Annotated in this window: 21 protein-coding genes and 1 tRNA gene; 14 read left to right on the top strand and 8 right to left on the bottom strand. The window is 72.4% G+C overall.

Going from position 1 to position 22,270, the window contains the following annotated elements; genetic code table 11:
- Positions 1 to 68: 68 nt before the first annotated feature.
- Both ABT171_RS00635 and ABT171_RS00630 read left to right on the top strand, forming a co-directional pair.
- A complete protein-coding gene (locus ABT171_RS00635) occupies positions 69 to 1,880 on the top strand; it encodes a tetratricopeptide repeat protein (protein WP_351238230.1) in 1,812 nt (603 codons plus the stop codon).
- Positions 1,881 to 1,956: 76 nt separating this feature from the next.
- Positions 1,957 to 2,030 (top strand) — tRNA-Met (locus ABT171_RS00630).
- Between the two features lie 119 nt (positions 2,031 to 2,149).
- Here ABT171_RS00630 and ABT171_RS00625 read toward each other — a convergent pair.
- Positions 2,150 to 2,566, bottom strand: a complete 417-nt coding sequence (locus tag ABT171_RS00625) for a Fur family transcriptional regulator (protein ID WP_351238228.1) — start codon at positions 2,564 to 2,566, stop codon at positions 2,150 to 2,152.
- Positions 2,567 to 2,722: 156 nt separating this feature from the next.
- Here ABT171_RS00625 and ABT171_RS00620 point away from each other — a divergent pair, with 156 nt between their 5' ends.
- The gene (locus ABT171_RS00620; protein WP_351238226.1) at positions 2,723 to 4,174 is read left to right on the top strand and encodes a catalase; all 1,452 of its coding nucleotides are present in this window, start codon (positions 2,723 to 2,725) and stop codon (positions 4,172 to 4,174) included.
- A 117-nt stretch (positions 4,175 to 4,291) separates the two neighbouring features.
- Here ABT171_RS00620 and ABT171_RS00615 read toward each other — a convergent pair whose 3' ends face one another.
- Together ABT171_RS00615 and hisN are read right to left on the bottom strand one after the other, a co-directional pair.
- Complete coding sequence (locus ABT171_RS00615; RefSeq protein ID WP_351238224.1) at positions 4,292 to 4,687, bottom strand: CBS domain-containing protein; 396 nt, start codon at positions 4,685 to 4,687, stop codon at positions 4,292 to 4,294.
- A 148-nt stretch (positions 4,688 to 4,835) separates the two neighbouring features.
- On the bottom strand, positions 4,836 to 5,636 hold the full coding sequence (hisN, locus tag ABT171_RS00610) for a histidinol-phosphatase (RefSeq protein WP_351238222.1): 801 nt from the start codon (positions 5,634 to 5,636) through the stop codon (positions 4,836 to 4,838).
- Positions 5,637 to 5,806: 170 nt separating this feature from the next.
- Here hisN and ABT171_RS00605 point away from each other — a divergent pair, with 170 nt between their 5' ends.
- Complete coding sequence (locus tag ABT171_RS00605) at positions 5,807 to 6,412, top strand: TetR/AcrR family transcriptional regulator (protein ID WP_351238220.1); 606 nt, start codon at positions 5,807 to 5,809, stop codon at positions 6,410 to 6,412.
- Between the two features lie 253 nt (positions 6,413 to 6,665).
- Here the strand turns inward: ABT171_RS00605 and ABT171_RS00600 are convergent, their stop codons facing one another.
- Positions 6,666 to 8,351 (bottom strand): ABC transporter family substrate-binding protein, encoded by a 1,686-nt coding sequence (locus ABT171_RS00600; RefSeq protein WP_351238218.1) that lies wholly within the window; start codon positions 8,349 to 8,351, stop codon positions 6,666 to 6,668.
- A 135-nt stretch (positions 8,352 to 8,486) separates the two neighbouring features.
- On the opposite strand from ABT171_RS00600, the gene ABT171_RS00595 reads away from it, so the two are divergent.
- The 3 genes from ABT171_RS00595 to ABT171_RS00585 are packed head-to-tail and all read left to right on the top strand — an operon-like array spanning position 8,487 to position 12,168.
- Complete coding sequence (locus ABT171_RS00595; RefSeq protein ID WP_351238216.1) at positions 8,487 to 9,476, top strand: ABC transporter permease; 990 nt, start codon at positions 8,487 to 8,489, stop codon at positions 9,474 to 9,476.
- Positions 9,473 to 10,378, top strand: coding sequence for an ABC transporter permease (locus ABT171_RS00590; RefSeq protein WP_351238214.1), 906 nt, complete (start codon positions 9,473 to 9,475; stop codon positions 10,376 to 10,378). The genes ABT171_RS00595 and ABT171_RS00590 overlap by 4 nt, the downstream gene beginning before the upstream one ends.
- Positions 10,375 to 12,168: an ABC transporter ATP-binding protein gene (locus ABT171_RS00585; protein WP_351238212.1), complete on the top strand. Its 1,794-nt coding sequence runs from the start codon at positions 10,375 to 10,377 to the stop codon at positions 12,166 to 12,168. The genes ABT171_RS00590 and ABT171_RS00585 overlap by 4 nt, the downstream gene beginning before the upstream one ends.
- An 18-nt stretch (positions 12,169 to 12,186) precedes the next feature.
- Here ABT171_RS00585 and ABT171_RS00580 read toward each other — a convergent pair whose 3' ends face one another.
- The 4 genes from ABT171_RS00580 to ABT171_RS00565 form a co-directional block, all read right to left on the bottom strand.
- The gene (locus ABT171_RS00580; RefSeq protein WP_351238209.1) at positions 12,187 to 12,510 is read right to left on the bottom strand and encodes a DMT family transporter; all 324 of its coding nucleotides are present in this window, start codon (positions 12,508 to 12,510) and stop codon (positions 12,187 to 12,189) included.
- 84 nt (positions 12,511 to 12,594) lie between these two features.
- Positions 12,595 to 13,605, bottom strand: a complete 1,011-nt coding sequence (gene rsgA, locus ABT171_RS00575) for a ribosome small subunit-dependent GTPase A (protein WP_351238207.1) — start codon at positions 13,603 to 13,605, stop codon at positions 12,595 to 12,597.
- Between the two features lie 11 nt (positions 13,606 to 13,616).
- Positions 13,617 to 14,933 (bottom strand): 3-phosphoshikimate 1-carboxyvinyltransferase, encoded by a 1,317-nt coding sequence (aroA, locus tag ABT171_RS00570; protein ID WP_351238205.1) that lies wholly within the window; start codon positions 14,931 to 14,933, stop codon positions 13,617 to 13,619.
- Between the two features lie 29 nt (positions 14,934 to 14,962).
- Positions 14,963 to 15,685 (bottom strand): M50 family metallopeptidase, encoded by a 723-nt coding sequence (locus ABT171_RS00565; RefSeq protein ID WP_351238203.1) that lies wholly within the window; start codon positions 15,683 to 15,685, stop codon positions 14,963 to 14,965.
- Positions 15,686 to 15,735: 50 nt separating this feature from the next.
- On the opposite strand from ABT171_RS00565, the gene ABT171_RS00560 reads away from it, so the two are divergent.
- The 7 genes from ABT171_RS00560 to ABT171_RS00530 all read left to right on the top strand — a co-directional run bounded on the left by ABT171_RS00560 (position 15,736) and on the right by ABT171_RS00530 (position 22,225).
- Positions 15,736 to 16,551, top strand: a complete 816-nt coding sequence (locus ABT171_RS00560) for an SOS response-associated peptidase (protein WP_351238201.1) — start codon at positions 15,736 to 15,738, stop codon at positions 16,549 to 16,551.
- Position 16,552: 1 nt separating this feature from the next.
- Entirely contained in the window at positions 16,553 to 17,179 is a 627-nt protein-coding gene (locus ABT171_RS00555; RefSeq protein WP_351238199.1) for an alpha/beta hydrolase family protein, read from the top strand.
- 256 nt (positions 17,180 to 17,435) lie between these two features.
- Complete coding sequence (gene sigR / locus ABT171_RS00550; protein ID WP_351238197.1) at positions 17,436 to 18,131, top strand: RNA polymerase sigma factor SigR; 696 nt, start codon at positions 17,436 to 17,438, stop codon at positions 18,129 to 18,131.
- Positions 18,128 to 18,430 (top strand): mycothiol system anti-sigma-R factor, encoded by a 303-nt coding sequence (gene rsrA, locus ABT171_RS00545; RefSeq protein ID WP_351238195.1) that lies wholly within the window; start codon positions 18,128 to 18,130, stop codon positions 18,428 to 18,430. Before sigR ends, rsrA begins: the two co-directional genes overlap by 4 nt.
- Before the next feature lie 115 nt (positions 18,431 to 18,545).
- Positions 18,546 to 19,856, top strand: coding sequence for an HD-GYP domain-containing protein (locus tag ABT171_RS00540; RefSeq protein WP_351238193.1), 1,311 nt, complete (start codon positions 18,546 to 18,548; stop codon positions 19,854 to 19,856).
- Entirely contained in the window at positions 19,853 to 21,145 is a 1,293-nt protein-coding gene (locus tag ABT171_RS00535) for an HD-GYP domain-containing protein (protein ID WP_351238191.1), read from the top strand. Before ABT171_RS00540 ends, ABT171_RS00535 begins: the two co-directional genes overlap by 4 nt.
- Positions 21,146 to 21,244: 99 nt before the next feature.
- Positions 21,245 to 22,225 (top strand): tetratricopeptide repeat protein, encoded by a 981-nt coding sequence (locus ABT171_RS00530; protein WP_351238189.1) that lies wholly within the window; start codon positions 21,245 to 21,247, stop codon positions 22,223 to 22,225.
- Positions 22,226 to 22,270: the final 45 nt, after the last annotated feature.

Genomic DNA, 22,270 nt, shown 5'->3' with positions numbered 1-22,270 from the left:
ACAAAACGCTGAAGTGACCTCACGGGCTGCGGTATACCGGGTGTACCCAGGTTGCAGGTGGTGCGACGATGGACGTTATGGGGGACAAGGCAACTCTGTTCGAGTCGGGGCGATTTGTGCAGTCTGCCGGTGAAGAGCCGTCCCGGGACGAGTTGAGCGACATGGGGGACGCCGCGGAGGAGGTACGCCTCGGGCTGGCCGCGCAGAGCGGCGACGCCGAGGCGGCGAGCGTCCTCGGAGCCCTGCTGCTGCGCCGCGGCGACCTCGACGGAGCCGAGCCCCATCTGCGGGCCGCCACCGCGGCCGGCGACCGGGCCGCCGCCAACAACCTCGGTGTCCTGCTGCACCAGCGCGGCTACCCGGAGGAGGCCGCCGGCTGGTGGCGCGTCGCCGCCGTCGCCGGGTCCGCCGCCGCCGCGCACGCGCTGGGCCGCCACCACCGCGAGCGCGGGGACGAGCCCGCCGCCGAGTACTGGCTGCGCCAGTCCGCCGAGCAGGGCCATGTCCTCGGTGCCTACGCGCTCGCCGACCTGCTGGAGCACCGCGGGGACGTCGGCGCCGAGCACTGGATGCGGGCCGCGGCCGAGCGCGGCCACCGGGAGGCCGCCTACCGGCTCGCCCGCGCGCTCGACCCCAGAGCCGGGCGCGAGGACGAGAGCGGGGGTGACAACGCTGTCGCGGAGGCCGAACAGTGGTACCGGCAGGCCGCCGCCCGCGGACACCGGCGCGCCGCGCTGCACCTCGGCGCGATCCTGGAGAAGCGCGGAGAGCTGAAGGAGGCCGGGCGCTGGTACCTGACCTCCGCCAAGGACGGCGAGCCGCGGGCCGCCTGCGCGCTCGGCTTCCTGCTGCGCGACGCCGGGGACACCGAGAGCGCGGCCGTGTGGTGGCTGCGCGCCGCCCAGGAGGGCGACGGCAACGCGGCCAACGCGCTCGGCGCGCTGCACGCCGAGCGCGGCGAGACCCAGACCGCCGAGCGCTGGTACCGGGCGGCACTGGACGCCGGTGACGACAACGGCGCGTACAACCTCGGGCTGCTCTGCGCCGAGCAGGGGCGGACCGCCCAGGCCGAGCAGTGGTACCGGCGGGCCGCCTACGCCGGGCACCGGGAGGCCGCCAACGCGCTCGCCATCCTGCTGCTCCAGGGCGGCGACACCACCGGCGCCGAGCCGTGGTTCTCCAAGGCCGCCGAGGCCGGGAGCGTGGACGCCGCGTTCAACCTCGGGATCCTCTACGCCGGGCGTGGCCAGGAGGCGACGGCGCTGCGCTGGTACGAGCGGGCCGCCGCCGCCGGGCACACCGAGGCGGCGCTCCAGGTCGGCATCGCCAGGCTGCGCGAGGGTGACGAGCAGGAGGCCGAACGGCATCTGCGGTGCGCGGCGGGCGCGGGCAGCGCGGAGGCGGCGTACCGGCTGGCCACGCTGCTCGACGCGCGCCGGCCGCCGGAGCCGGCGCACGAGCTGGGCGAGATCGTGCACGAGAAGACCGAGTGCGAGGAGTGGTACGAGCGGGCGGCGACCCAGGGGCACCGGCGGGCGCAGGTCCGGGTCGGCATGCTCGCTGCGGCGCGCGGGGACGTGGTCGAGGCGGCGCGGTGGTACCGGGCGGCGGCGGAGGCCGGGTCGCGCAACGGCGCCTTCAATCTGGGGCTGCTGCTGGCACGGGAGGGCAGTGAGCCGGAGGCGGCGGTGTGGTGGACGCGGGCGGCCGATGCGGGGCATGGCCGGGCGGCTCTTCGGCTGGCCCTTGTCTACGCGCGTCGCGGCGAGCTGGCGGAGGGGCAGAAGTGGGCGGATCGGGCGGTCGCGCTGGGGCCGGCGGAAGTTGCGGAGCGGGCGGGGCGGCTGCGGGACGCGCTGCGGGAGGAACTTTCGGCGTGAACAAGTGAGCCCGGCCACGTCCCGGGGAACTGATTTGCTTCCGTCGACCTCCCTCACGTAATGTCGTGTTCACCGACGCGGGGTGGAGCAGCTCGGTAGCTCGCTGGGCTCATAACCCAGAGGTCGCAGGTTCAAATCCTGTCCCCGCTACTGAAGGCCGAGGGCCGGAATCCAATTGGGTTCCGGCCCTCGGTCGTTTCCGCCCTTGGCCGTTTCCGTGGGCGTGCGAAAAAGCCCCGGCGTGGGCCGGGGCTCGGGAAAAGGGTGTGTCAGGCGCTCGCGCAGTCCGGGCACAGTCCCCGGTACGTCACCTCGACGTCCGACACCGTGAAGCCGAAGCGCTCCGTGTCGGGGAGATCGGCGAGCGGGTTGCCCGTCGGGCGGACGTCGCGGATCGCGCCGCAGTGGGCGCAGACCAGGTGATGGTGCGGCTGGTGCGCGTTCGGGTCGTAGCGCTTGGCCCGTCTGTCCGTCGTGACTTCCAGCACCTCGCCGAGTGAGACCAGCTCGCCCAGGGTGTTGTAGACGGTCGCCCGGGAGATCTCGGGCAGCTTGGCGACGGCCCGCGCGTGGACCTCGTCGGCTGTCAGGTGCACATGCTCGCCGTCGAGGACCTCGGCCACGACGCGCCGCTGCGCGGTCATCCGCCATCCGCGTCCACGCAGCCGTTCCAGAAGGTCGCTCATAGCTACCAGCCTAACAGGAAGGCGTACCAGGATGGGAACAGGTGTGACTTTGGAACGTTGTTTGACTTAGATCTAGTCCAATGTAGGATCGGTGACGGCTTTGGCCACAGGGCAGGACTGGGACAGGAGTAGTCAGCGATGACGCAGGAGGCGCACGTGACGCAGGGACCGCTCACCACGGAGGCCGGTGCTCCGGTCGCCGACAACCAGAACAGCGAGACGGCGGGCGTCGGCGGGCCGGTCCTCGTCCAGGACCAGCTGCTGCTGGAGAAGCTGGCCCACTTCAACCGGGAGCGCATTCCCGAGCGGGTCGTGCACGCACGCGGCGCGGGCGCCTACGGCACCTTCACGGTGACCGCCGACGTCACGCCGTACACCCGCGCCGCCTTCCTCTCCGAGGTCGGCAAGGAGACCGAGGTCTTCCTGCGCTTCTCCACGGTGGCCGGCAACCTCGGCGCGGCGGACGCCGTCCGCGACCCGCGGGGCTTCGCGCTGAAGTTCTACACCGAGGAGGGCAACTACGACCTCGTCGGCAACAACACCCCGGTGTTCTTCATCCGGGACGCGATCAAGTTCCCGGACTTCATCCACACCCAGAAGCGCGACCCGTACACCGGCTCCACGGAACCGGACAACGTGTGGGACTTCTGGTCGCTGTCCCCGGAGTCGACCCACCAGGTGACCTGGCTGTTCGGTGACCGCGGCATCCCGGCGTCGTACCGGCACATGGACGGCTTCGGCTCGCACACCTTCCAGTGGAACAACGAGTCCGGCGAGGTCTTCTGGGTCAAGTACCACTTCAAGACCGACCAGGGGATCAGGAACCTCACCGCCGAGGAGGCCGAGGTCCTCGCGGGCAAGGACCCCGACTCGCACCAGCGCGACCTGCGCGAGGCGATCGAGCGCGGGGAGTTCCCGAGCTGGACCGTGGGCGTGCAGATCATGCCGGCGGCGGACGCGGCGACGTACCGCTTCAACCCGTTCGACCTGACCAAGGTGTGGCCGCACGCGGACTACCCGGTCGTCGAGATCGGCAGGCTGGAGCTGAACCGCAACCCGCGGAGCGTCTTCGCCGAGGTCGAGCAGTCCGTCTTCAGCCCCGCGCACTTCGTGCCGGGCATCGGTCCCTCGCCCGACAAGATGCTGCAGGGGCGTCTCTTCGCGTACGGCGACGCGCACCGCTACCGCGTCGGCATCAACGCCGACCACCTGCCGGTGAACCGTCCGCACGCCACCGAGGCGCGTACGAACTCCCGTGACGGCTTCCTGTACGACGGCCGGCACGGCGGCACCAAGAACTACGAGCCGAACAGCTTCGGCGGGCCGCGGCAGACCGGCCGGCCGCTGTGGCTGTCCACCTCCGTCGACGGCTCCACGGGCAACCACCCGACGCCGGTGCACGCCGAGGACGACGACTTCGTGCAGGCGGGCAACCTCTACCGGCTGATGTCGGAGGAGGAGAAGGAGCGGCTGGTCGCCAACCTGGCGGGTGCCATCTCCGGGGTCTCCCGTGAGGACATCGTCGAGCGGGCGATCGGCAACTTCCGCAACGCCGACGCCGGCTTCGGCAAGTGGCTGGAGGCGGCGGTGCAGGCGCTGCGCGGCTGAGCCGGCGCGGGTGAGCCGGCGCGGTTGAAGCGGCGGCACGTCCCGTGCTGCCGGGCGGGCCGGATCCCCTGGTGCTCGGGGTCCGGCCCGTTCCGCGTGTTCAGGCGTTCCGCGTGTTCAGAGCGCCGGGGCGGGCTGCCGGGCCGGGGCCCAGCAGCGGATGATGTCGCGGACCGAGACGATGCCGGCGACCTCGCCGCGGTCGAGGACGACCAGGTGCCGGAAGCCGCCCTGGGTCATGGCGCGAGCGGCGTCCTCCAGGGTCCAGGAGGGGGCCGCGAAGACGACGTCGGTGGTGGTGTGGGCGTGCGTGTGCTCCGTGTCCGGGTTCTGGCCGAGGCCGACGGAGTTCAGGATGTCGCGTTCGGTGAGGATGCCGATGCCGCCGGCGTCCGGGTCGAGGACCACCGCGGCGCCGACACGGCGGGCGGACATCAGAGTGGCTGCCTGGCGGAGGGTGTGGGCGGGGCCGACGGTGAGGATCGCCGTGCTCATGGCGTCTCGGACGAGCATGGAAGGGGCCACCTCCTACGAATCCCCGCGGTCACGAGGGGATTCACAATTTCACAAGTGGGGGTGGGATCAGGGTGACAGGCAAAGGACGGGTCAACAAGAGGGCGCGCGACGCCAGTTGGGGGCGTGCGCAGGCTTCACCCGTGTCTCACTGGCGCTGGTTGAGATACCCCAGCAACTCGTCGTGCAGCAGGCCGTTGGACGCGGCCGCGTTGCCGCTGTGCGGGCCCGGGCGGCCGTCGAGGCCGGTGAAGGTGCCGCCGGCCTCGGTGACGACGATCGCGGTGGCGGCCATGTCCCAGAGCGACAGCTCCGGCTCGGCGCAGATGTCCACGGACCCCTCGGCGACCATCATGTAGGGCCAGAAGTCCCCGTACGCGCGCGTGCGCCACACCTCGCGGGTCAGGTCCAGGAAGCCGTCCAGGTGGCCGCGCTCCTCCCAGCCGGAGAGGGAGGAGTACGCGAAGGACGCGTCCGCGAGCTTGCCGACACGGGAGACGTGGATGCGGGTCGCGGAGGTCAGGCTGCGGCCGGTGAAGGCGCCGTAGCCCTTCGCGGCCCACCAGCGGCGGCTCAGCGCGGGGGCGGAGACGACGCCGACGACGGGCTGGTAGCCGTCCTCGCCGGCTTCCATCAGGGCGATGAGGGTCGCCCAGACGGGGACGCCGCGGACGTAGTTCTTGGTGCCGTCGATGGGGTCGATCACCCAGCGGCGGGGGCCCGTGCCCTCGACGCCGTACTCCTCGCCGAGGATGGCGTCCCTCGGGCGGGCGCGCTGCAGCTGGCCGCGGATGAGTTCTTCCGCTGCCTTGTCCGCTTCGCTGACCGGGGTCATGTCCGGCTTCGTCTCCACCTTCAGGTCGAGGGCCTTGAAGCGGGCCATGGTGGCGGCGTCCGCGGCGTCCGCGAGGACATGGGCGAGGCGCAGGTCGTCGAGATAGTCCGGCATGTGAGGAACGGTATCTGCCGCCGCTGCTACGGGGCCAGCAGGGCGGGGGGTGTCGGGGTGCCCCGCCTCGCCTGGCGGAAGTGCGCCCGCCGAACCCCCGCGAACCCTTGACAGTGCATACAAGCGCGTCAAATCTGGGCGCAGAGCCGCTCTGTGTCGGGGAGGCGAGGATGCCTGCTGCCCGGGAGTCCCTGTTGGACGCCGCCTACACGGCCCTCGCGCGCCGGCCGTGGTCCACGGTGCGCATGGTCGACGTGGCCGCGGCGGCCGGGGTGTCCCGGCAGACCCTGTACAACGAGTTCGGCAGCAAGGACGGGCTGGCGCGGGCGCTGGTGCGGCGGGAGGCCGACGGATACCTCGCCGGAGTGGAGCGGGCCCTCGCCGGGCCGGGCGAGCCGGGGGAGCGGCTCACCGCCGTGGTCGAGTGGACGAGTGCGGCCGCGCGGGAGAACGCGCTGATCCGGGCCATGCTCACCGGCTGCTGGAGCGAACGGCTGCCCGCCCCGCCGCTCGCCGCCGTGCCGTCCTCCTCCTCGGTTCCGGCGCAGCGCCGCGCGGACGGGCCGCTGCCGACGCCGCGCGACTTCGTACGGACCGTGCGGGACCGCGCGGTCAGCGCCCTGGCGGGCCCCGCCGCGACCCCCGCGGCCACCGCCGAGCTGACGGGCCCCTGCGAGCTGGTCGTGCGCCTGGCCCTGTCCTGCGTCGCGGCCCCGCCGGGCGAGGGCGGTGTGGCGGAGCTGGTCCGGGCGGTGCTTCCGCACCAGCAGGTGTGATCCGGAGCGGTCGTCCCGGCGGCTGGTGCGGGACCGCGGGGTCAGCGCCCTGGCGGGCCCCGCCGCGACTCCCGCAGACACCGCCGAACTGTCCCGCCCCGGCCCCGCCGGGCGAGGGTGGTGTGGCGGAGCTGGTCCGGGCGGTGCTTCCGCACCAGCCGGTGTGATCCGGAGCGGTCGTCCCGGCGGCCGGTGCGGGACCGCGTGGTCGTCCCGGTGGCCGGTGTGGTTCCGAGGCCTTCCGGACGCCGGGCTACTTCTTCAGCCACCCCACCTTCGTGTAGTCGATGTCCGCCAGCCCCTCCGCCCCGAAGTTCGCCAGGCCGGAGCGGACGGCGAGGATCTGCGGGCGCTGGTAGAGCTCGATGGAGTGGGCGAGGCGCCAGATCTCGGTGTCGGCCTGGTTGTAGAGGGCGGCCGCCGTCGCCTGGTCGGTGGATTCCCCCGCCTTCCTCAGCAGCGCGTCGATCTTCGGGGAGCCGACCGAGCCGAAGTTCTGGAAGAGGTTGCCGTTCTTCGGCTGGACGAAGACCGGGGTGAGCATGGACTGGTAGACGGCGTCGACGTTGCGGAAGCTGGTCAGGTCGAAGTTGCCGCGGTTGACGAACTGGTTGAAGTAGTCGTTCGCCGGCACCTTCTTCAGGTCGACCTTCACCCCGGCCTGCGCGAGCTGCTGCTGCACCAGCTCGGCCTGGTCGGTCTGGGCGGCGGTGGCGCCGGCGCTGAGGACGTAGTCGAGGGTCAGCTGCCGGCCGCCCTTGGTGCGCGGCCTGCCCTCGCCGTTGTCCTTCCAGCCGGCCGCGTCGAGCAGCCGCTTCGCCTTGGCGAGGTCGAAGTCGGCGTACCCGCCGGAGGTGTCCCGGTAGCCCTTCTGGTTGGGCATGAAGAAGTGGTTGCCGAGCGGCTTCAGTTCGAAGGAGAGGTCCTTGGCGAAGGCCTCGTCGATGCCCTTGCGGTCGACGGCGTGCTGGACCGCCTGCCGTACCCGCAGGTCCTTCAGCGGTCCGCGGCCGCCGTTGAGCGTGATGTGCACCTCGTCCCAGCGCGCGCCCCGCCGGATGTCCGTCTGCGGCGCCTTGACCAGCCGCTGGTAGTCCTCCGGCAGCAGCGCGGTGGTGTAGTCGATCTCATGGTTGAGGTAGGCGTCGGGGCGCGCGGAGGAGTCGAGGACGCGGTAGACGATCGAGTCCAGCCTGGGCTTCGGGCCCCACCACTTGGGGTCCGGGACGAGCGTGATGGTCTGCGCGGTCCTGTCGTACCGCCCGACCTTGAAGGCGTTCGCGGAGACCGGCGTCCGCCCGGCCCAGCTCTTGGTGAACTTGCCGGGGGTGTCGTAGTACTGCGCCGGGTACAGCGGGTCGAACAGCCGCTGCCAGTCGGCGTACGGCGTCTTGAAGGTCACCTTGACCGCGTGCGCGCCGGCGCCCTGCTCGACCTTGGCGATCTGGTCGTACCCGCTGGTGTCGGCGGCCTCGTACGCCTTGTCCGCGCCGTTCAGCGCCTGCCACTGGGCGCGGAAGTCGCGCCAGCTCAGCGGCTTGCCGTCGGACCACCTGGCCTTCGGGTTCAGGTCGTACTCGACCGTCTGCGGACGGGTGGACGTCACCTTCGCCGAGACCAGGAACTCCGGGTTGGCGTGGTGGGCGCCCTCGGCGTCCGAGTCGAACAGGTCGGGCAGGACCGTCTTGATGATCTCCTGGGCGTCACCCTGCTGGCCGTCGACGTCGTTGATGTTGTACTGGGTGATCCACTGGTCGATCGCCAGCCTCAGCGTGCCGCCCTGACGCAGTTCGGCGAGCGGACGGGCGTTGATGTCCTGGCCGTCGGCCCTGGGCGCCGCCTTCTTCGGAGCGTGGTCCTGGCCCGAGGAGCCGCAGCCGGTCACCAGGAGCGCGGTGGCCGCGGTGGCGGCGATCCAGGCGGCGGGGATGGGACGCATGTCGGTGTCCTCCGTGAGGGGCGACGAGGGGATGCGCCGAACGTAGGACGCCGCAGGCCGGGCAGGGGAGAGCTCCCCGATTACTGACATGTTCTCTTCATAATTCCGCAACAAGAGGACTGGACCATTTCATGCGTGCCCCTCTACCTGGTCAAACGCCTCGGCTATCACGCCGTCCTGCTGCTGGCCGCCGTCTGCCTGTCGTATCTGCTGGCCTCGCTCGCCCTCGATCCGCGCGCCTACTACGCGGGCCGGCAGCCACCGCTGTCCCCCGCCGCCGTCGACCACCACCTCACCGCGCTCGGCGTCAACGACCACCAGCCCCTTCGAAACCGCTTCCTGCACTGGGCCGACCGCGTCCTCCTGCACGGCGACCTCGGCGAGACCATCGACGGCACCTCCGTCAACGCCGAGTTCGGGCGGCGGATCGGGGTCAGCCTGCGGCTGCTGCTCGCGGGTACCGTCCTCGGCACGGTCGCCGGAGTGCTCGTCGGCGCCTGGACCGCCGTACGGCAGTACCGCCCCAGCGACCGCGCGGTCACCGTCGCCTCCTTCGCGCTGCTGTCGACCCCGGTGTTCCTGCTGGCGGTCCTGCTGAAGACCGGGGCGATCTGGTTCAACCAGACCACGGGGACCGATCTCATCCAGTTCACCGGCGAGCAGAGCCCGGGAGTGGACGGCGGCTTCTGGACGGTCCTGAAGGACCGGTCCGTGCACCTGCTGCTGCCCACCCTCTCCGTCGCCCTCTTCAGCGTGGCGGGCTACAGCCGCTACCAGCGCAGCACCATGCTCGACGTCCTCGGCTCCGACTATCTGCGCACCGCCCGCGCCAAGGGACTCGGCCGCCGGGCCGTCCTGCTGCGGCACGGGCTGCGCACCGCCCTCATCCCCATGTCGACCTACTTCTCCTACGGATTCCTCGCCCTGTTCACCGGCGCCACCTTCACCGAGACGATCTTCGGCTGGCACGGCATGGGCGAGTGGTTCGTGAACTCCCTCGGCAAGAACGACGTGAACTCGGTGGTCGCCGTGAACGTCTTCGCCGCCGTCACCGTGCTGCTCTCCGGCTTCCTCGCCGACCTGCTGCACGCCGCCCTCGACCCGCGCATCCGGCGGGCGCCATGACGACCACGACCCCGGCCACGACCCCGACCGCGATCCCGACCAGGGCACCGGCCGGCCGCTCCGCGCTCGTCCTGCGCCGCTTCGCGCGCCACAGGTCCGCGCTCGCCGGAGCCGTCGTCCTCGTCCTGCTGTTCCTGCTCGCGTTCGCCGGGCCCTACCTCACGCCCTGGTCCTACGACCACATCGACTACGGCGCGCTGCGCTCCGCGCCCAGCGCCCAGCACTGGTGGGGCACCAACCGGATCGGGCAGGACGTCTTCGCGCAGACCGTGCGCGGACTGCAGAAGTCGCTGGTCATCGGGCTGCTGGTGGCCGTGCTGGCCACCGGGCTCGCGGCGCTGGCGGGCGCCTGCGCCGGATACTTCGGCGGCTGGACCGACCGGCTGGCGATGTTCTTCGTCGACCTGCTCCTGGTCTTCCCGTCCTTCCTGGTCATCGCGATCGTCTCGCCCCGGCTGCGCTCCGCGGGCTGGATCGCGTTCGTCGGGCTGCTCGCCGTCTTCGCCTGGATGATCACCGCGCGGGTCGTACGCTCCATGACCCTGTCCCTGAAGGAACGTGACTTCGTGCGGGCGGCCCGCTACATGGGCGTCGGACCGTTCCGGATCATCTGGCGGCACGTACTGCCGAACGTGGCCTCCTTCCTGATCATCGACGCGACGATCCAGGTCGGCGGCGCGGTGATGAGCGAGACCGCGCTGTCCTACTTCGGCTTCGGCGTGCAGCCGCCCGATGTGTCCCTGGGCACGCTGATCGCCTCGGGCACCGGCGCCGCCCTCACCTACCCGTGGATGTTCTTCTTCGCCGCGGGACTGCTCGTCGTCTTCGTGCTCGCCGTCAACCTGGTCGGCGACGGACTGCGGGACGCCCTGGACCCGACCGCGAAGGGAACGGCCCGATGACCCCGCTGCTCGAAGTGACCGGCCTGGACGTCGACTTCGACGGCGAGGCGGCCGTACGGGACGTGAGCCTGACGCTGGAACGGGGCGAGGTGCTGGGGCTGGTCGGCGAGTCCGGCTCGGGCAAGTCCGCCACCGCCCTCGCCGTCCTCGGACTGCTGCCCGGCAACGCCACCACGCGCGGCTCCGTACGGCTCGACGGCACCGAACTCCTCGGCGCGAGCGAGCGGGAGCTGACCCGGATCCGGGGCGGCCGGGTGTCCATGGTCTTCCAGGACCCGCTGTCGGCGTTCACGCCCGTGTACCGCATCGGCGACCAGATCGCCGAGGCCGTCCGCGCCCACCGGGACGTCTCCCGCGCGCAGGCCCGCTCCCGCGCGGTCGAGCTGCTCGACCTCGTCGGCATCCCCGAGCCCGCCCTGCGCGCGAGGGCCTTCCCGCACGAGTTCTCCGGCGGCATGCGCCAGCGCGCCATGATCGCCATGGCGCTGGCGGCCGAACCCGACCTGATCCTCGCCGACGAGCCCACCACCGCCCTCGACGTCACCATCCAGGCGCAGATCCTGGACGTCCTGCGCACCGCTCAGCGGGCGTCCGGCGCTGCCGTCCTGCTGGTCAGCCACGACCTCGGCGTCATCGCCGGGATGGCCGACCGGGTCGCCGTCATGCGGGAGGGCCGGGTCGTCGAACAGGGCGCGGCGACGGACGTCTTCGACCGTCCGCGCGAGCCCTACACCCGGCAGCTCCTCGCCGCCGTACCCCGCATCGACACCCCACGCCGGCCCCAACCGGCGGCCGGGGAACCGGTGTTGACGGTACGGGGTCTCACCCGCACCTTCCCCGTCCACACCGGCACCGTCGTCAGGCGCCGCACCGGCACCGTGTACGCCGTCGACGGCGTGGACCTCGACCTCCGGCGCGGTGAGACCCTCGCGCTGGTCGGCGAGTCCGGGTCCGGCAAATCGACCACCCTCTTCGAACTGCTCGAACTCGCCGCGCCCGAAGGGGGATCGGTGGAGCTGTTCGGGCAGCGGCTCGGCGCGCTCGGCAAGGCCGAGGCCAGGGCCCTGCGCCGGCGGATCCAGATCGTCTTCCAGGACCCGATGGCCTCCCTCGACCCCCGGATGCCCGTCGGTGACATCATCGCCGAGCCGCTGCGCGCCCAGGGCGCCGACAAGGGCGTCATCGCGCGCCGGGTGCCCGGACTCCTCACCCGGGTCGGCCTCGAACCGGCCCACGCCGACCGCTACCCGCACGAGTTCTCCGGCGGCCAGCGCCAGCGGATCGGCATCGCCCGCGCCCTGTCCGTCGAACCCGAGCTGCTGGTCCTGGACGAGCCCGTCTCCGCCCTGGACGTCTCGGTCCAGGCCGAGGTGCTCGACCTGCTGCGCCGCCTGAAGGAGGAGCTGGGCCTGGCCTACCTGTTCGTCTCCCACGACCTCGCCGTGGTCCGCAACATCGCCGACCGGGTGAGCGTCGTCTATCTGGGCCGCACGGTCGAGGCCGGCCCGGTCGACGAGGTCTTCGCCCGGCCCCGGCACCCCTACACCCAGGCCCTGCTGTCGGCCGTGCCCCTGCCGGACCCCGCGCGGGAGCGGCAGCGCACCCGGATCCTCCTGCCCGGCGATCCCCCGAGCCCGACCCGCCGCTACGACGGCTGCCGGTTCCGTACGCGCTGCCCGCTGTACGCCGAGCTCACGGTGGACGAGCAGAAGCGGTGTGCGCACGAGGTGCCGGAGTTCACGGGAGACGGGGCCGCGTGCCACTTCGCGAGGGCGCGGGAGGTGCTGTAGCGGGCGCGTGACGAGCGCCTAGTGGGCGGAACCCGACAGCTGGAGCCCGATCACCCCGATGATGACCAGGCTGATCGAGACGAGCTTCAGGGCGGACACCAGGTCGCCCAGGAAGACCATGCCGTAGATCGCGGTGCCGGCCGCGCCGATGCCGGTCCACACCGCGTACGCGGGGCCGACGTCGAGCTTCTTCAGGGACAGGGTCAGCAGGCCGAAGCTGCCGAGGGCGAAGGAGGCGAAGGCGATCGTCGGCCACAGGCGCGTGAAGCCGTGCGAGAGCTTCAGGCACACGGCGAAACCGGTCTCCAGAACTCCGGCCACTATGACCAGCAGCCACGCCATGTGCGGTCCTCCCGTTGATCCGGATCTCCGGCTCGGTGCGATTATGCACTTACCGGCCTCCCACCCGGCCAAACAACGCGGAGGTCAGTCGCCTTCCCTGCGCTCCCGGGTGGCCAGCAGCCGGCGCAGCGAATACAGCCGCGCCGGATCCGCGTGGCCCTCCTCGACCCAGGCGTCCAGCGCGCAGTCCTGCTCGTCGTGGCTGCACGCGCGCGGGCAGCCCTCCGTGCCGGGTTCGAGGTCCGGGAAGGCGTGGATCACCCGGGACGGGTTCACGTGGTGCAGCCCGAAGGACCGCACGCCCGGGGTGTCGACGACCCAGCCGGCGCCACCCGACAGCGGCAGCGCGAGCGCCGAGGTGGTGGTGTGCCGGCCACGGCCCGTCACCGCGTTGACATGACCCGTCGTACGGCGCTGGTCCTCCGGCACCAACGCGTTCACCAGGGTCGTCTTGCCCACGCCCGAATGCCCGACGAACGCGGTGATCCTGCCGTCCAGCTGCTCGCGCACCCGGGCCACCGCGGTGCCGTTCTCCAGTTCCTCGCGGCTGGTGACGACGTAGGGGATGTCGAGCGCGCCGTACAGCTCCAGCAGCTTGTCCGGCGGGGCCAGGTCCGACTTGGTCATCACCAGCAGCGGCTCCAGACCGCCGTCGAAGGCCGCGACGAGACAGCGGTCGATCAGCCGGGGGCGGGGCTCCGGGTCGGCCAGCGCCGTCACGATCGCCAGCTGGTCCGCGTTCGCCACGACCACCCGCTCGTACGGGTCGTCGTCGTCGGCCGTGCGCCGCAGCACCGAGGTGCGCTCCTCGATCCGCACGATCCGGGCGAGCGTGTCCTTCTTGCCGGACATGTCGCCGACCAGGGCCACCCGGTCCCCGACCACCGCCGCCTTGCGGCCCAGCTCGCGGGCCTTCATCGCCATGACGACCCGGTCCTCGACCAGGCAGGTCAGCCGGCCGCGGTCGACCGTGAGGACCAGGCCCTCGGCGGCGTCCTCGTGCTTGGGCCGGATGTTCGTCCGCGGCCGGTTGCCCTTGCGGTTGGGACGGCTGCGGATGTCGTCCTCGTCGGTGTGCTTGCCATAGCGGCGCATGACGTACGTCCCTACTGCCCGAGCATCCCGGTCCACAGCTCGGGGAAGTCCGGCAGGGTCTTCGCCGTGGTCGCCACGTTCTCGATCCGCACCCCCTCGACGGCGAGACCGATGATCGCGCCCGCCGTCGCCATGCGGTGGTCGTCGTAGGTGTGGAAGGTCCCGCCGTGCAGCGTGCGCGGGCGGATGTGCAGACCGTCGGCGGTCTCGGTGACATCACCGCCGAGCTCGTTGATCTCCTTGGTGAGGGCGGCCAGCCGGTCCGTCTCGTGCAGCCGCAGATGCGCCACGCCCCGCAGGGTGGAGGGGGAGTCCGCGAGGGCCGCGACCGCCGCGATGCCCGGGGTCAGCTCGCCCACGTCGCCCAGGTCCACGTCGATGCCGTGGATGGCACCCGAACCGGTGAACACCAGGCCGTACTCGGTGAGTTCGCAGGAGCCGCCCATCTCGGTGAAGATCTCCCGCAGCCGGTCACCGGGCTGGGTGGTGCGCTCCGGCCAGTCCGGGATCAGCACCTTGCCGCCGGTGACCAGGGCCGCCGCCAGGAACGGCTGGGCGTTGGACAGGTCCGGCTCGATCGTCAGGTCCCGGCCGAGCAGCGCGCCCGGCGTCACCCGCCACACGTTCGGCTCGCCGCCCGACTCGGGGGTGTCCACCTGGGCGCCGACCGCGCGCAGCATGTCGACGGTCATCCGGATGTGCGGCATGGAGGGCAGGGTCGCGCCGGTGTGCCGGACCTCGACGCCCTGGTTGAAGCGCGGGCCGGAGAGGAGAAGGGCGCTCACGAACTGGGAGGACGAGGAGGCGTCGACCGACACCGGGCCGCCGTCCAGGGCCCCGCCGCCGTGCACGGTCAGCGGCAGCGCGCCCCGGCCGTCGTCGTCGATCCGCGCGCCGAGCTGCCGCAGCGCGTCGATCACGCCGTGCAGGGGACGCTCGTACGACCGCGGGTCGCCGTCGAACCGGATGGGGCCGTCGGCCAGCGCGGCCACCGGCGGCAGGAAGCGCATCACCGTGCCGGCGTTGCCGACGTCGACCGTGGCAGGGCCGTGCAGGCCCGTCGGCAGCACCCGCCAGGCCTCGCCGGTGCCGTCCGGGCCGACCCCTTCCTCGATCTCCACGCCCATCGCGCGCAGCGCGCCGGCCATCAGCAGGGTGTCGCGCGAGCGCAGCGGGCGGCGCAGCCAGCCGGGCTCGGACGCGAGCGCGGCGAGCACGAGGGCACGGTTGGTGACCGACTTCGACCCCGGCACGTGGACCGTCGCGTCGACGGCTCCGCTCGCGTGCGGGGCGGGCCAAAGGGCGGTGGAAGCGGTGTCTGGGGCCATGAGCCCCACTTTATAAGGAGGGCCGGGCATCAACCTTCCAGCAGCCGGCCGCCCCCACCGATCAGCGAGCACAGGGACACCGCGTGGAACAGGAAGAGCCACAGCCCCGCCGGTACGTGCGTCAGCCGGGACAGCTGGTCCGCGTCCGAGTCCCCGGCCCCTCCGCGTGACCGCTTGGCCTGCAGCTCGAACGGCGGCCGTACCCCGCCGAACAGCAGGAACCACACCACCGTGTACGCGAACGCCGCCTGCACCTGGGGCCCCGCCAGCCAGGACACCAGCAGGAAGGCGCCCCCGGCCAGCACCACGGTCAGGACGCCGTACGCGTTGCGGATCATCACCAGCATCACCACCAGCAGCGCCGTCGCGACCCAGAGCAGGAGGGTGATCCGGCCCGCGGCCAGCAGGGCGGCCCCGCCCAGTCCCAGCAGCGAGGGCGCCGTGTACCCGGCCGCCGCCGTGAGGATCATGCCCAGCCCGTACGGCTTGCCCCGGCTGACCGTGAGGCCGCTGGTGTCGGAGTGCAGCCGGATGCCGGTGAGCTGCCGGCCGGTGAGCAGCGCGACCAGACCGTGACCGCCCTCGTGCGCGATGGTGATCGCGTTGCGGGATATCCGCCACGGGGTGTGCGGGACGACGACGGCGAGGGCGGCGGCCGCCGTGGCGAGCACCACCCACAGGGCGGGATCGGGCTGGGTACCGGTGAGCCGGTCCCAGAGGCCGGGCAGCGCGGTGGCGGCGAGGCTGTCCATATGTCCGAGTGGCTCCCTGTAGTGGTGCGGAGTCTGGCAGTGTGGCACGTATGTGCGGACGGTATGCATCGAGTCGTAGGCCCGAGGATCTCGCAGGAATCTTCGAGATCGAGAAGTGGGAGCCCGAGGAGACCCTGGAGCCGGACTACAACGTGGCCCCGACCAAGGAGGTCTACGCCGTCCTCGACCGTCCCCTGAAAGACGCGGACTCCCCGCGCCCGGTTCGCCAGCTGCGCAAGCTGAAGTGGGGACTGGTGCCGTCCTGGGCCAAGACGCCCGAGGGCGGCGCCCGGATGATCAACGCGCGCGCCGAGACCGTGCACGAGAAGCCCGCCTACCGCCGTGCCTTCGCCGCCCGGCGCTGCATCATTCCCGCCGACGGCTACTACGAGTGGGTCACCGGCAGCCAGGAGCGCGAGCTGGAGGTCGAGGGCAAGAAGAAGAGGCCGCGCAAGCAGCCGTACTTCGTGCTGCCGGCCGACGGCTCGGTGTTCGCGATGGCCGGGCTGTACGAGTTCTGGCGCGACCGGACCCTGCCCGACGACCACCCGGGGGCCTGGTGGGTCACCTGCTCGGTGATCACCACGGAGGCCGAGGAGACCCCGCTGGCCGTGGCCCCCGCCGAGGGCCCGCACGCCCTGGCCGACATCCACCCCCGGATGCCGCTGATGCTCACCCCGGACCGCTGGGACGCCTGGCTCGACCCCTCCCGCACCGACCCCGACGGCCTGCGCGGTCTGCTCGCCCCGCCCCCGCCCGGCCTGATGCGCGCCTACCCGGTCTCCACGGCCGTCAGCAACGTCCGCAACAACGGCCCGGAGCTGCTGAAGGAGCTGGAAGCGCCGGAAGAGGGCACACTCTTCTAGCGTGATCGAGATTGTCGAGACCGACGCCGGAACCGCACGCATCACCTGGCACCGGGCGGAGGACCCCCGGCTGGTCCTCGCCCTGAGCCATGGCGCCGGCGGGGGCGTCGAAGCCCGCGACCTGCAGGCGCTCGCCCGGGCCCTGCCCGCGCACGGCGTGACCGTGGCCCTGGTGGAGCAGCCCTGGCGCGTCGCCGGGAAGAAGGTCGCCCCCGCGCCGAAGGCCCTGGACACCGGCTGGCGCGGCATCTGGCCGGCCCTGGCCGGGATGCGACTGCCCGTGATCTCCGGCGGGCGCAGCGCCGGCGCCCGGGTCGCCTGCCGCACCGCCGCCGAACTGGGCGCGCACGCGGTGCTCGCGCTGAGCTTCCCGCTGCACCCGCCGGGCAGGCCGGAGAAGTCCCGCGCCGGGGAACTGCTGGGCGCCGGGGTGCCCACGCTGGTCGTCCAGGGCGGCAACGACCCCTTCGGGAAGCCGGCGGAGTTCCCCGAGGGGACCTACGGGCTGGTCGAGGTGCCGTACGGGGATCACGGGTTCGCGGTCCCGAAGCGCGCGGAGATCACCCAGGAGCGGGCCCTGGAGATCATCACCGAGGGCGTCGTGCAGTGGACCGCGTCACTCGGGTGACCCCCGGGAATGTTGCGCCATGACCTTCTGTTGAGGCGGACAGAAGTGCTGAGGCCTCGGCACCGACGTCGCAGGAGAGGAAGTCCGCCGCATGGGTTCGACCGCTTGCCCGGCCCGCCGCAGCCGTACTGACCTGGACTGGACGGTGCTGCACGCGGCCAAGGCCGCTCCAATTCGAGGGGCGGCGGGCACGGGTCGTGTTCTATCCTCCGAATCGAGTGGGACCGCTCTCGGTCCTGCCCGGGATCTTGAGGAGGTGGGTCCGGTCACCGGTACCGACGCAGGGACCGACAACGGCCAGGCGGAGCAGCCCGAGGGCCAGGGTGTGAGCGCGGAGACGACCTCCGAGTCCACCGCCGAGCGCAGTGCGCGCTTCGAGCGGGACGCGCTCGAATTCCTCGACCAGATGTATTCGGCCGCGCTGCGCATGACGCGCAACCCGGCCGACGCCGAGGACCTGGTGCAGGAGACGTACGCCAAGGCGTACGCGTCCTTCCACCAGTTCCGTGAGGGCACCAACCTGAAGGCGTGGCTGTACCGGATCCTCACCAACACGTTCATCAACTCCTACCGCAAGAAGCAGCGCGAGCCGCAGCGCTCCGCCGCGGAGGAGATCGAGGACTGGCAGCTGGCCCGCGCCGAGTCGCACATGTCGACGGGCCTGCGCTCCGCCGAGTCGCAGGCGCTGGACCACCTGCCCGACTCGGACGTGAAGGAAGCGCTGCAGGCGATCCCCGAGGAGTTCCGCATCGCCGTCTATCTCGCGGACGTCGAGGGCTTTGCGTACAAGGAGATCGCCGACATCATGGGGACACCCATCGGTACGGTGATGTCCCGGCTGCACCGGGGCCGCCGTCAGCTGCGCGGCATGCTGGAGGACTACGCCCGTGAGCGCGGGCTGGTCCCGGCGGGCGCCGGAGAGTCGGACGAAGCGAAAGGTTCGGGCTCATGAGCTGCGGAGATCCGCACGAGACGGACTGCAGTGAGGTCCTCGACCACCTGTACGAGTTCCTCGACAGCGAGATGCCGGCCGTCGATCGCGACAAGTTCCAGCACCACTTCGAGGAATGCTCTCCGTGCCTGGAGAAGTACGGCCTGGAGCAGGCCGTGAAGAAGCTGGTCAAGCGGTGCTGCGGGCATGACGACGTGCCCGCCGACCTGCGCGCCAAGGTCATGGGGCGGATCGATCTGATCCGCTCCGGCCAGGCCGTGCCGGACCACGACGTGACCGCCACCCCGCAGGAGAGCTGACCGCCGGGTCACCACCGCCGTCACCCGAATGTGCTAATCCTCAGGTCATAGGCCCCGTACCCCCGATCCCCGCCCTAGGCTCCGAGCCTGGACCGGCACGGTCGGGGAGGGTGCGATGGAGGCGGTACCGGCGAGGGCACGGGGCTATGTGGCCGCTGTCGCCCTGCTGGCGCTGCTCTGTCTCCTGCCGCTCCCCGCGCTCCGCACCCCCTGGTGGGCGGTCGGCCTGCTCTCCGTCCTCTGCGCCGCCAGCGAGCGCGTCGTACGCCGACGGTTCGGCGGCACCTTCTACCCCGTCCTGCTCGCCGGGGCGTTCCTGCTGCCGCCGCCGGCCGCCGCGTTCGTCCCGGTGCCCGCGGCCCTGCTCTCGCCGGTCGAGCACCGGCCCGCGCTGCCCAGGCGCGTCTGGCGGGCCGCGCAGCCCGCGCTCGCCGTGTGGGGCGCCGCCCGGGTGCACTGGGCGCTCGGCGGCCGGGACGCGGTCGTCGGCTGCGACTTCCCGTACGCGCTGCTGCCCGCCGGCGCGGCCGTCCTCGTCTTCTGCCTGATCCTCACCCTCCTCGACGGCGGCCTGCGCGCGGTCGCCCTGGGCGTCCCGCTGCGCCGGGCCTGGCGCGGCCTGCTGTCCCGTGCGCTCGCGCCGGTCGCGGTGCACGGACTCGCCGGGCTGATGATGGCCGTGCTGTGGCGCAGCCCGTACGGCCCGGTCGCCGCGCTGCTCGTGCTGCTGCCGATGTGCGTGTCCTGGTGGGTCTTCGCCCAGTACCACCGCGAACGCGCCGCCCACCAGGCCACGATCCGCGCGCTGGTCCAGGCCGTCGACATCAAGGACGGCTACACCCGCGGCCACAGCGAACGCGTCGGCCAGGCCTCCGTGATGATCGCCCGGGAACTCGGCATGGACGACGACCGCGTCGAGACGCTGCGCTTCGCCGGGATCCTGCACGACGTCGGCAAGCTCGGCGTCCCCACCCGGCTGCTGCGCAAGGACGGCCCGCTGACCGCCGAGGAACGCCGGATCATCGAACTGCACCCCGAGTACGGCCATGAGATGGTCCGCGGGATCTCGTTCCTCGGCGAGGCCCGCGCCGCGATCCTGCACCACCACGAACGCCTCGACGGCAGCGGCTACCCCTACGGCCTGGTCGGCGACCGGATCCCCGAGTGCGCCCGGGTCGTCGCCGTCGCCGACGCCTTCGACGCGATGACATCCACCCGCTCCTACTGCCGGGCCCGGCCGGTCGAGGTGGCCGTCGCCGAGCTGGAGCGGTGCGCCGGGACGCAGTTCGACCCCCGCATGGTCACGGCGCTCGCCCGGGCCCTGGCGCGCCACGGGTGGCACCCGGCCGTCACCGCCGACGAGACGGCCCGCGGCATCCCGGACCTGCAGCCGGTCCCCGGCCCCCGCACCGGGGCACCCCGATGACCGGCGTCCGGACCATCCACGCCGCGGCCGGGCTCACCGCGGCCGCCTCCCTCGGTGTCACCCTGTGGACCGGCATGGCCGACCGGGGGGTCGCGCTCGCCTTCGGGGTGCTGATAGCCGTCGGCGAGCTGACCCGGTGGAGCGGAGCCCCGGTGCGGCAGGCCGCGCCGCTGGGCACCGCGGGATCGCTGTCGTACGCCCTGCTCGGACCCGACGCGGGGCACCCGACGCTGCACGACGCGCCGCAGGTCGTCACGGTCGTCCTCGCCGCCTCCCTGCTCGGCGGCGTCCCGCACATCTGGTGCGGCCGCACCCCCACCCTCGACCACCTCGCCCGCCGCGTGCTGAGCGTCGGATTCGCCGCCGTGTGCTTCCAACCCCTTTTCAACAAGGGCGTGTTCGCGTCCTGGAGCGGCCCCGCCTACGCCCTCCTGCTCGTCGCCCTGCTCGTCCTGACCGCCCTGTGCGACGCCGTCCTCGCCGCGGCCCTCGCCCACTCCCGCACCCGCTGGCCGTTCGGCCCGCTGCTGCGCGACGAACTGCGCGGCCTGCTCGGCATCGGCTCCGCCGTCTGCGCGACCGGCGCGGTGATCGCGCTCGCCGTCGCCGTCGTCGGCCTGTGGGCACTGCCCGTGTTCTGCCTGCCCCTGCTGCTCACCCAGCTGTCCGTGCGCCGGTACGCGGCCGTCCGTGCCACCAACCGGCAGACCATCGCCTCCCTCGCCCGCGCCACCGAGATCGCCGGCTACACCCCCGCCGGACACGCCCGCCGGGTCGCCCAGCTCAGCCTCGCCGTCGGCCGGGACCTCGGCCTGAGCGAGGGCGAGCTGACCGTCCTGGAGTACGCGGCCCTGATGCACGACATCGGCCAGCTCAGCCTGGTCGACCCGGTCCCGGCCGGTGCCACCGCCGGCCTGCCCCCCGCCGAGCAGCGGCGCATCGCGCTGCTCGGCGGGGCCGTCGTACGGCAGACCGGTGTGGCCGCGGCCGTCGCCGTGATGGTGGAACGGCAGGCGGACCCCTACCGCGAACAGCCGGTCGCCGCGCGGATCATCCGGGCCGTGAACGCCTATGAGGAGAAGGCCCGGGACGCCGGACCCGAGGGCCCCCTGCGGGCGCTGGAGGAGCTGCGCCTCGGCACCGCGGGTGACTACGCTCCCGACGTGGTGGAGTCCCTCGCCCGGGTCCTCGCCCGGTCGCGGGCCTGCCGCGAGGGCGCGCCGGCGGAGGGCGACGGGAGACGCACAGCACTGTCTGACCCCGTGCGCGGGTGGGTAACCCATGGGTAATGAGCGCCTTTCCCGCCGTACGTGGTTGGATGCGAGGGAGAGGGTGTCCGGGGGCACAAGCCAGCCCACAGCGGGAAATGGAACTGGCAGGCGGGAATCGTGAGGATCTTCGGCAAGGGACGGCACCGGCCCTCCGCCTCCTGGCGGCAGGCCACGGACCGCGCGTTCACGCTGATCGGCGACGGCCGATACGAGGACGCGGGCGAGCTGCTGACACGGGCCGCCGATCTGGAGCCCTGGCTGTCGGAGTCCTGGTTCAACCTGGCCCTGCTGCACAAGTTCCGGCACGACTGGGAGCAGGCCCGCGCGGCCGGGCTCCGGGCGGTCGCGCTGCTGGAGCGGGAGACAGGGGCGCCCGACTGGTGGAACGTCGGCATCGCCGCCACCGCCCTGCAGGACTGGCCGCTGGCCCGCCGCGCCTGGCAGGCGTACGGACTGAAGGTGCCCGGGGGTGCCGCCGCCTCCGCCGAGCCGCTCGGCATGGAGCTGGGCAGCGCGGCCGTACGGCTCTCCCCGGAGGGCGAGGCCGAGGTCGTGTGGGGCCGCAGGCTGGACCCGGCGCGGCTGGAGGTGCTGTCCATCCCGCTTCCCTCGTCCGGGCGGCGCTGGGGCGAGGTCGTGCTGCACGACGGAGTCCCGCACGGCGAGCGCACGACCTCCGCCGGGCACTCCTACCCGGTCTTCGACGAGATCGAGCTGTGGGCGCCCTCGCCCGTGCCCACCTGGGTGGTCCTGCTGGAGGCGGCCACGGAGGCGGACCGGGACGCGCTGGAGCAGCTGGCCGCCGACGCGGGGTTCGCCGCCGAGGACTGGTCCTCGTCGGTGCGGCTGCTGTGCCGGATGTGCTCGGAGTCACGGATGCCCTCGGACGAGGGCGAAGGCGTGCATCTCGACCCGCACGACCACAGCGAGCCCGGTCACCCCGGCCCGCTGGGGCACCGGACGGACGGGCAGCTGTGGGTGCCCGAGCGGGAGTGCGGGGTGGCCGCGCCGGCTTCGCTGGTCCGGGGGCTGCTGGACGGGTGGGTCGCGGACAGCCCGGACTCCAGGGACTGGCGGGATCTCGAAGAGGTTTGCTGAGCCGACGGTGACCGGCCGCCTTTAGGCTGTACCCGAGACTTTTCA

The sequence above is a fragment of the Streptomyces sp. NPDC001851 genome (assembly GCF_040297165.1).
Lineage (GTDB): Bacteria > Actinomycetota > Actinomycetes > Streptomycetales > Streptomycetaceae > Streptomyces.
The sequence above is the reverse complement of the archived record's forward strand: the minus strand, read 5'-3'. Positions and strand labels throughout refer to the sequence as shown.

Coding starts and splice junctions, on each gene's coding strand:
- ABT171_RS00625 (WP_351238228.1), bottom strand. CDS start 2,566: ATGAGCGACCTTCTGGAACGGCTGCGTGGACGCGGATGGCGGATGACC.
- aroA (WP_351238205.1), bottom strand. CDS start 14,933: ATGGCCCCAGACACCGCTTCCACCGCCCTTTGGCCCGCCCCGCACGCG.
- ABT171_RS00600 (WP_351238218.1), bottom strand. CDS start 8,351: ATGCGTCCCATCCCCGCCGCCTGGATCGCCGCCACCGCGGCCACCGCG.
- ABT171_RS00560 (WP_351238201.1), top strand. CDS start 15,736: ATGTGCGGACGGTATGCATCGAGTCGTAGGCCCGAGGATCTCGCAGGA.
- rsgA (WP_351238207.1), bottom strand. CDS start 13,605: ATGCGCCGCTATGGCAAGCACACCGACGAGGACGACATCCGCAGCCGT.
- ABT171_RS00605 (WP_351238220.1), top strand. CDS start 5,807: ATGCCTGCTGCCCGGGAGTCCCTGTTGGACGCCGCCTACACGGCCCTC.
- ABT171_RS00585 (WP_351238212.1), top strand. CDS start 10,375: ATGACCCCGCTGCTCGAAGTGACCGGCCTGGACGTCGACTTCGACGGC.
- ABT171_RS00535 (WP_351238191.1), top strand. CDS start 19,853: ATGACCGGCGTCCGGACCATCCACGCCGCGGCCGGGCTCACCGCGGCC.
- ABT171_RS00635 (WP_351238230.1), top strand. CDS start 69: ATGGACGTTATGGGGGACAAGGCAACTCTGTTCGAGTCGGGGCGATTT.
- ABT171_RS00540 (WP_351238193.1), top strand. CDS start 18,546: ATGGAGGCGGTACCGGCGAGGGCACGGGGCTATGTGGCCGCTGTCGCC.
- ABT171_RS00580 (WP_351238209.1), bottom strand. CDS start 12,510: ATGGCGTGGCTGCTGGTCATAGTGGCCGGAGTTCTGGAGACCGGTTTC.
- ABT171_RS00565 (WP_351238203.1), bottom strand. CDS start 15,685: ATGGACAGCCTCGCCGCCACCGCGCTGCCCGGCCTCTGGGACCGGCTC.
- ABT171_RS00615 (WP_351238224.1), bottom strand. CDS start 4,687: ATGCTCGTCCGAGACGCCATGAGCACGGCGATCCTCACCGTCGGCCCC.
- hisN (WP_351238222.1), bottom strand. CDS start 5,636: ATGCCGGACTATCTCGACGACCTGCGCCTCGCCCATGTCCTCGCGGAC.
- rsrA (WP_351238195.1), top strand. CDS start 18,128: ATGAGCTGCGGAGATCCGCACGAGACGGACTGCAGTGAGGTCCTCGAC.
- ABT171_RS00590 (WP_351238214.1), top strand. CDS start 9,473: ATGACGACCACGACCCCGGCCACGACCCCGACCGCGATCCCGACCAGG.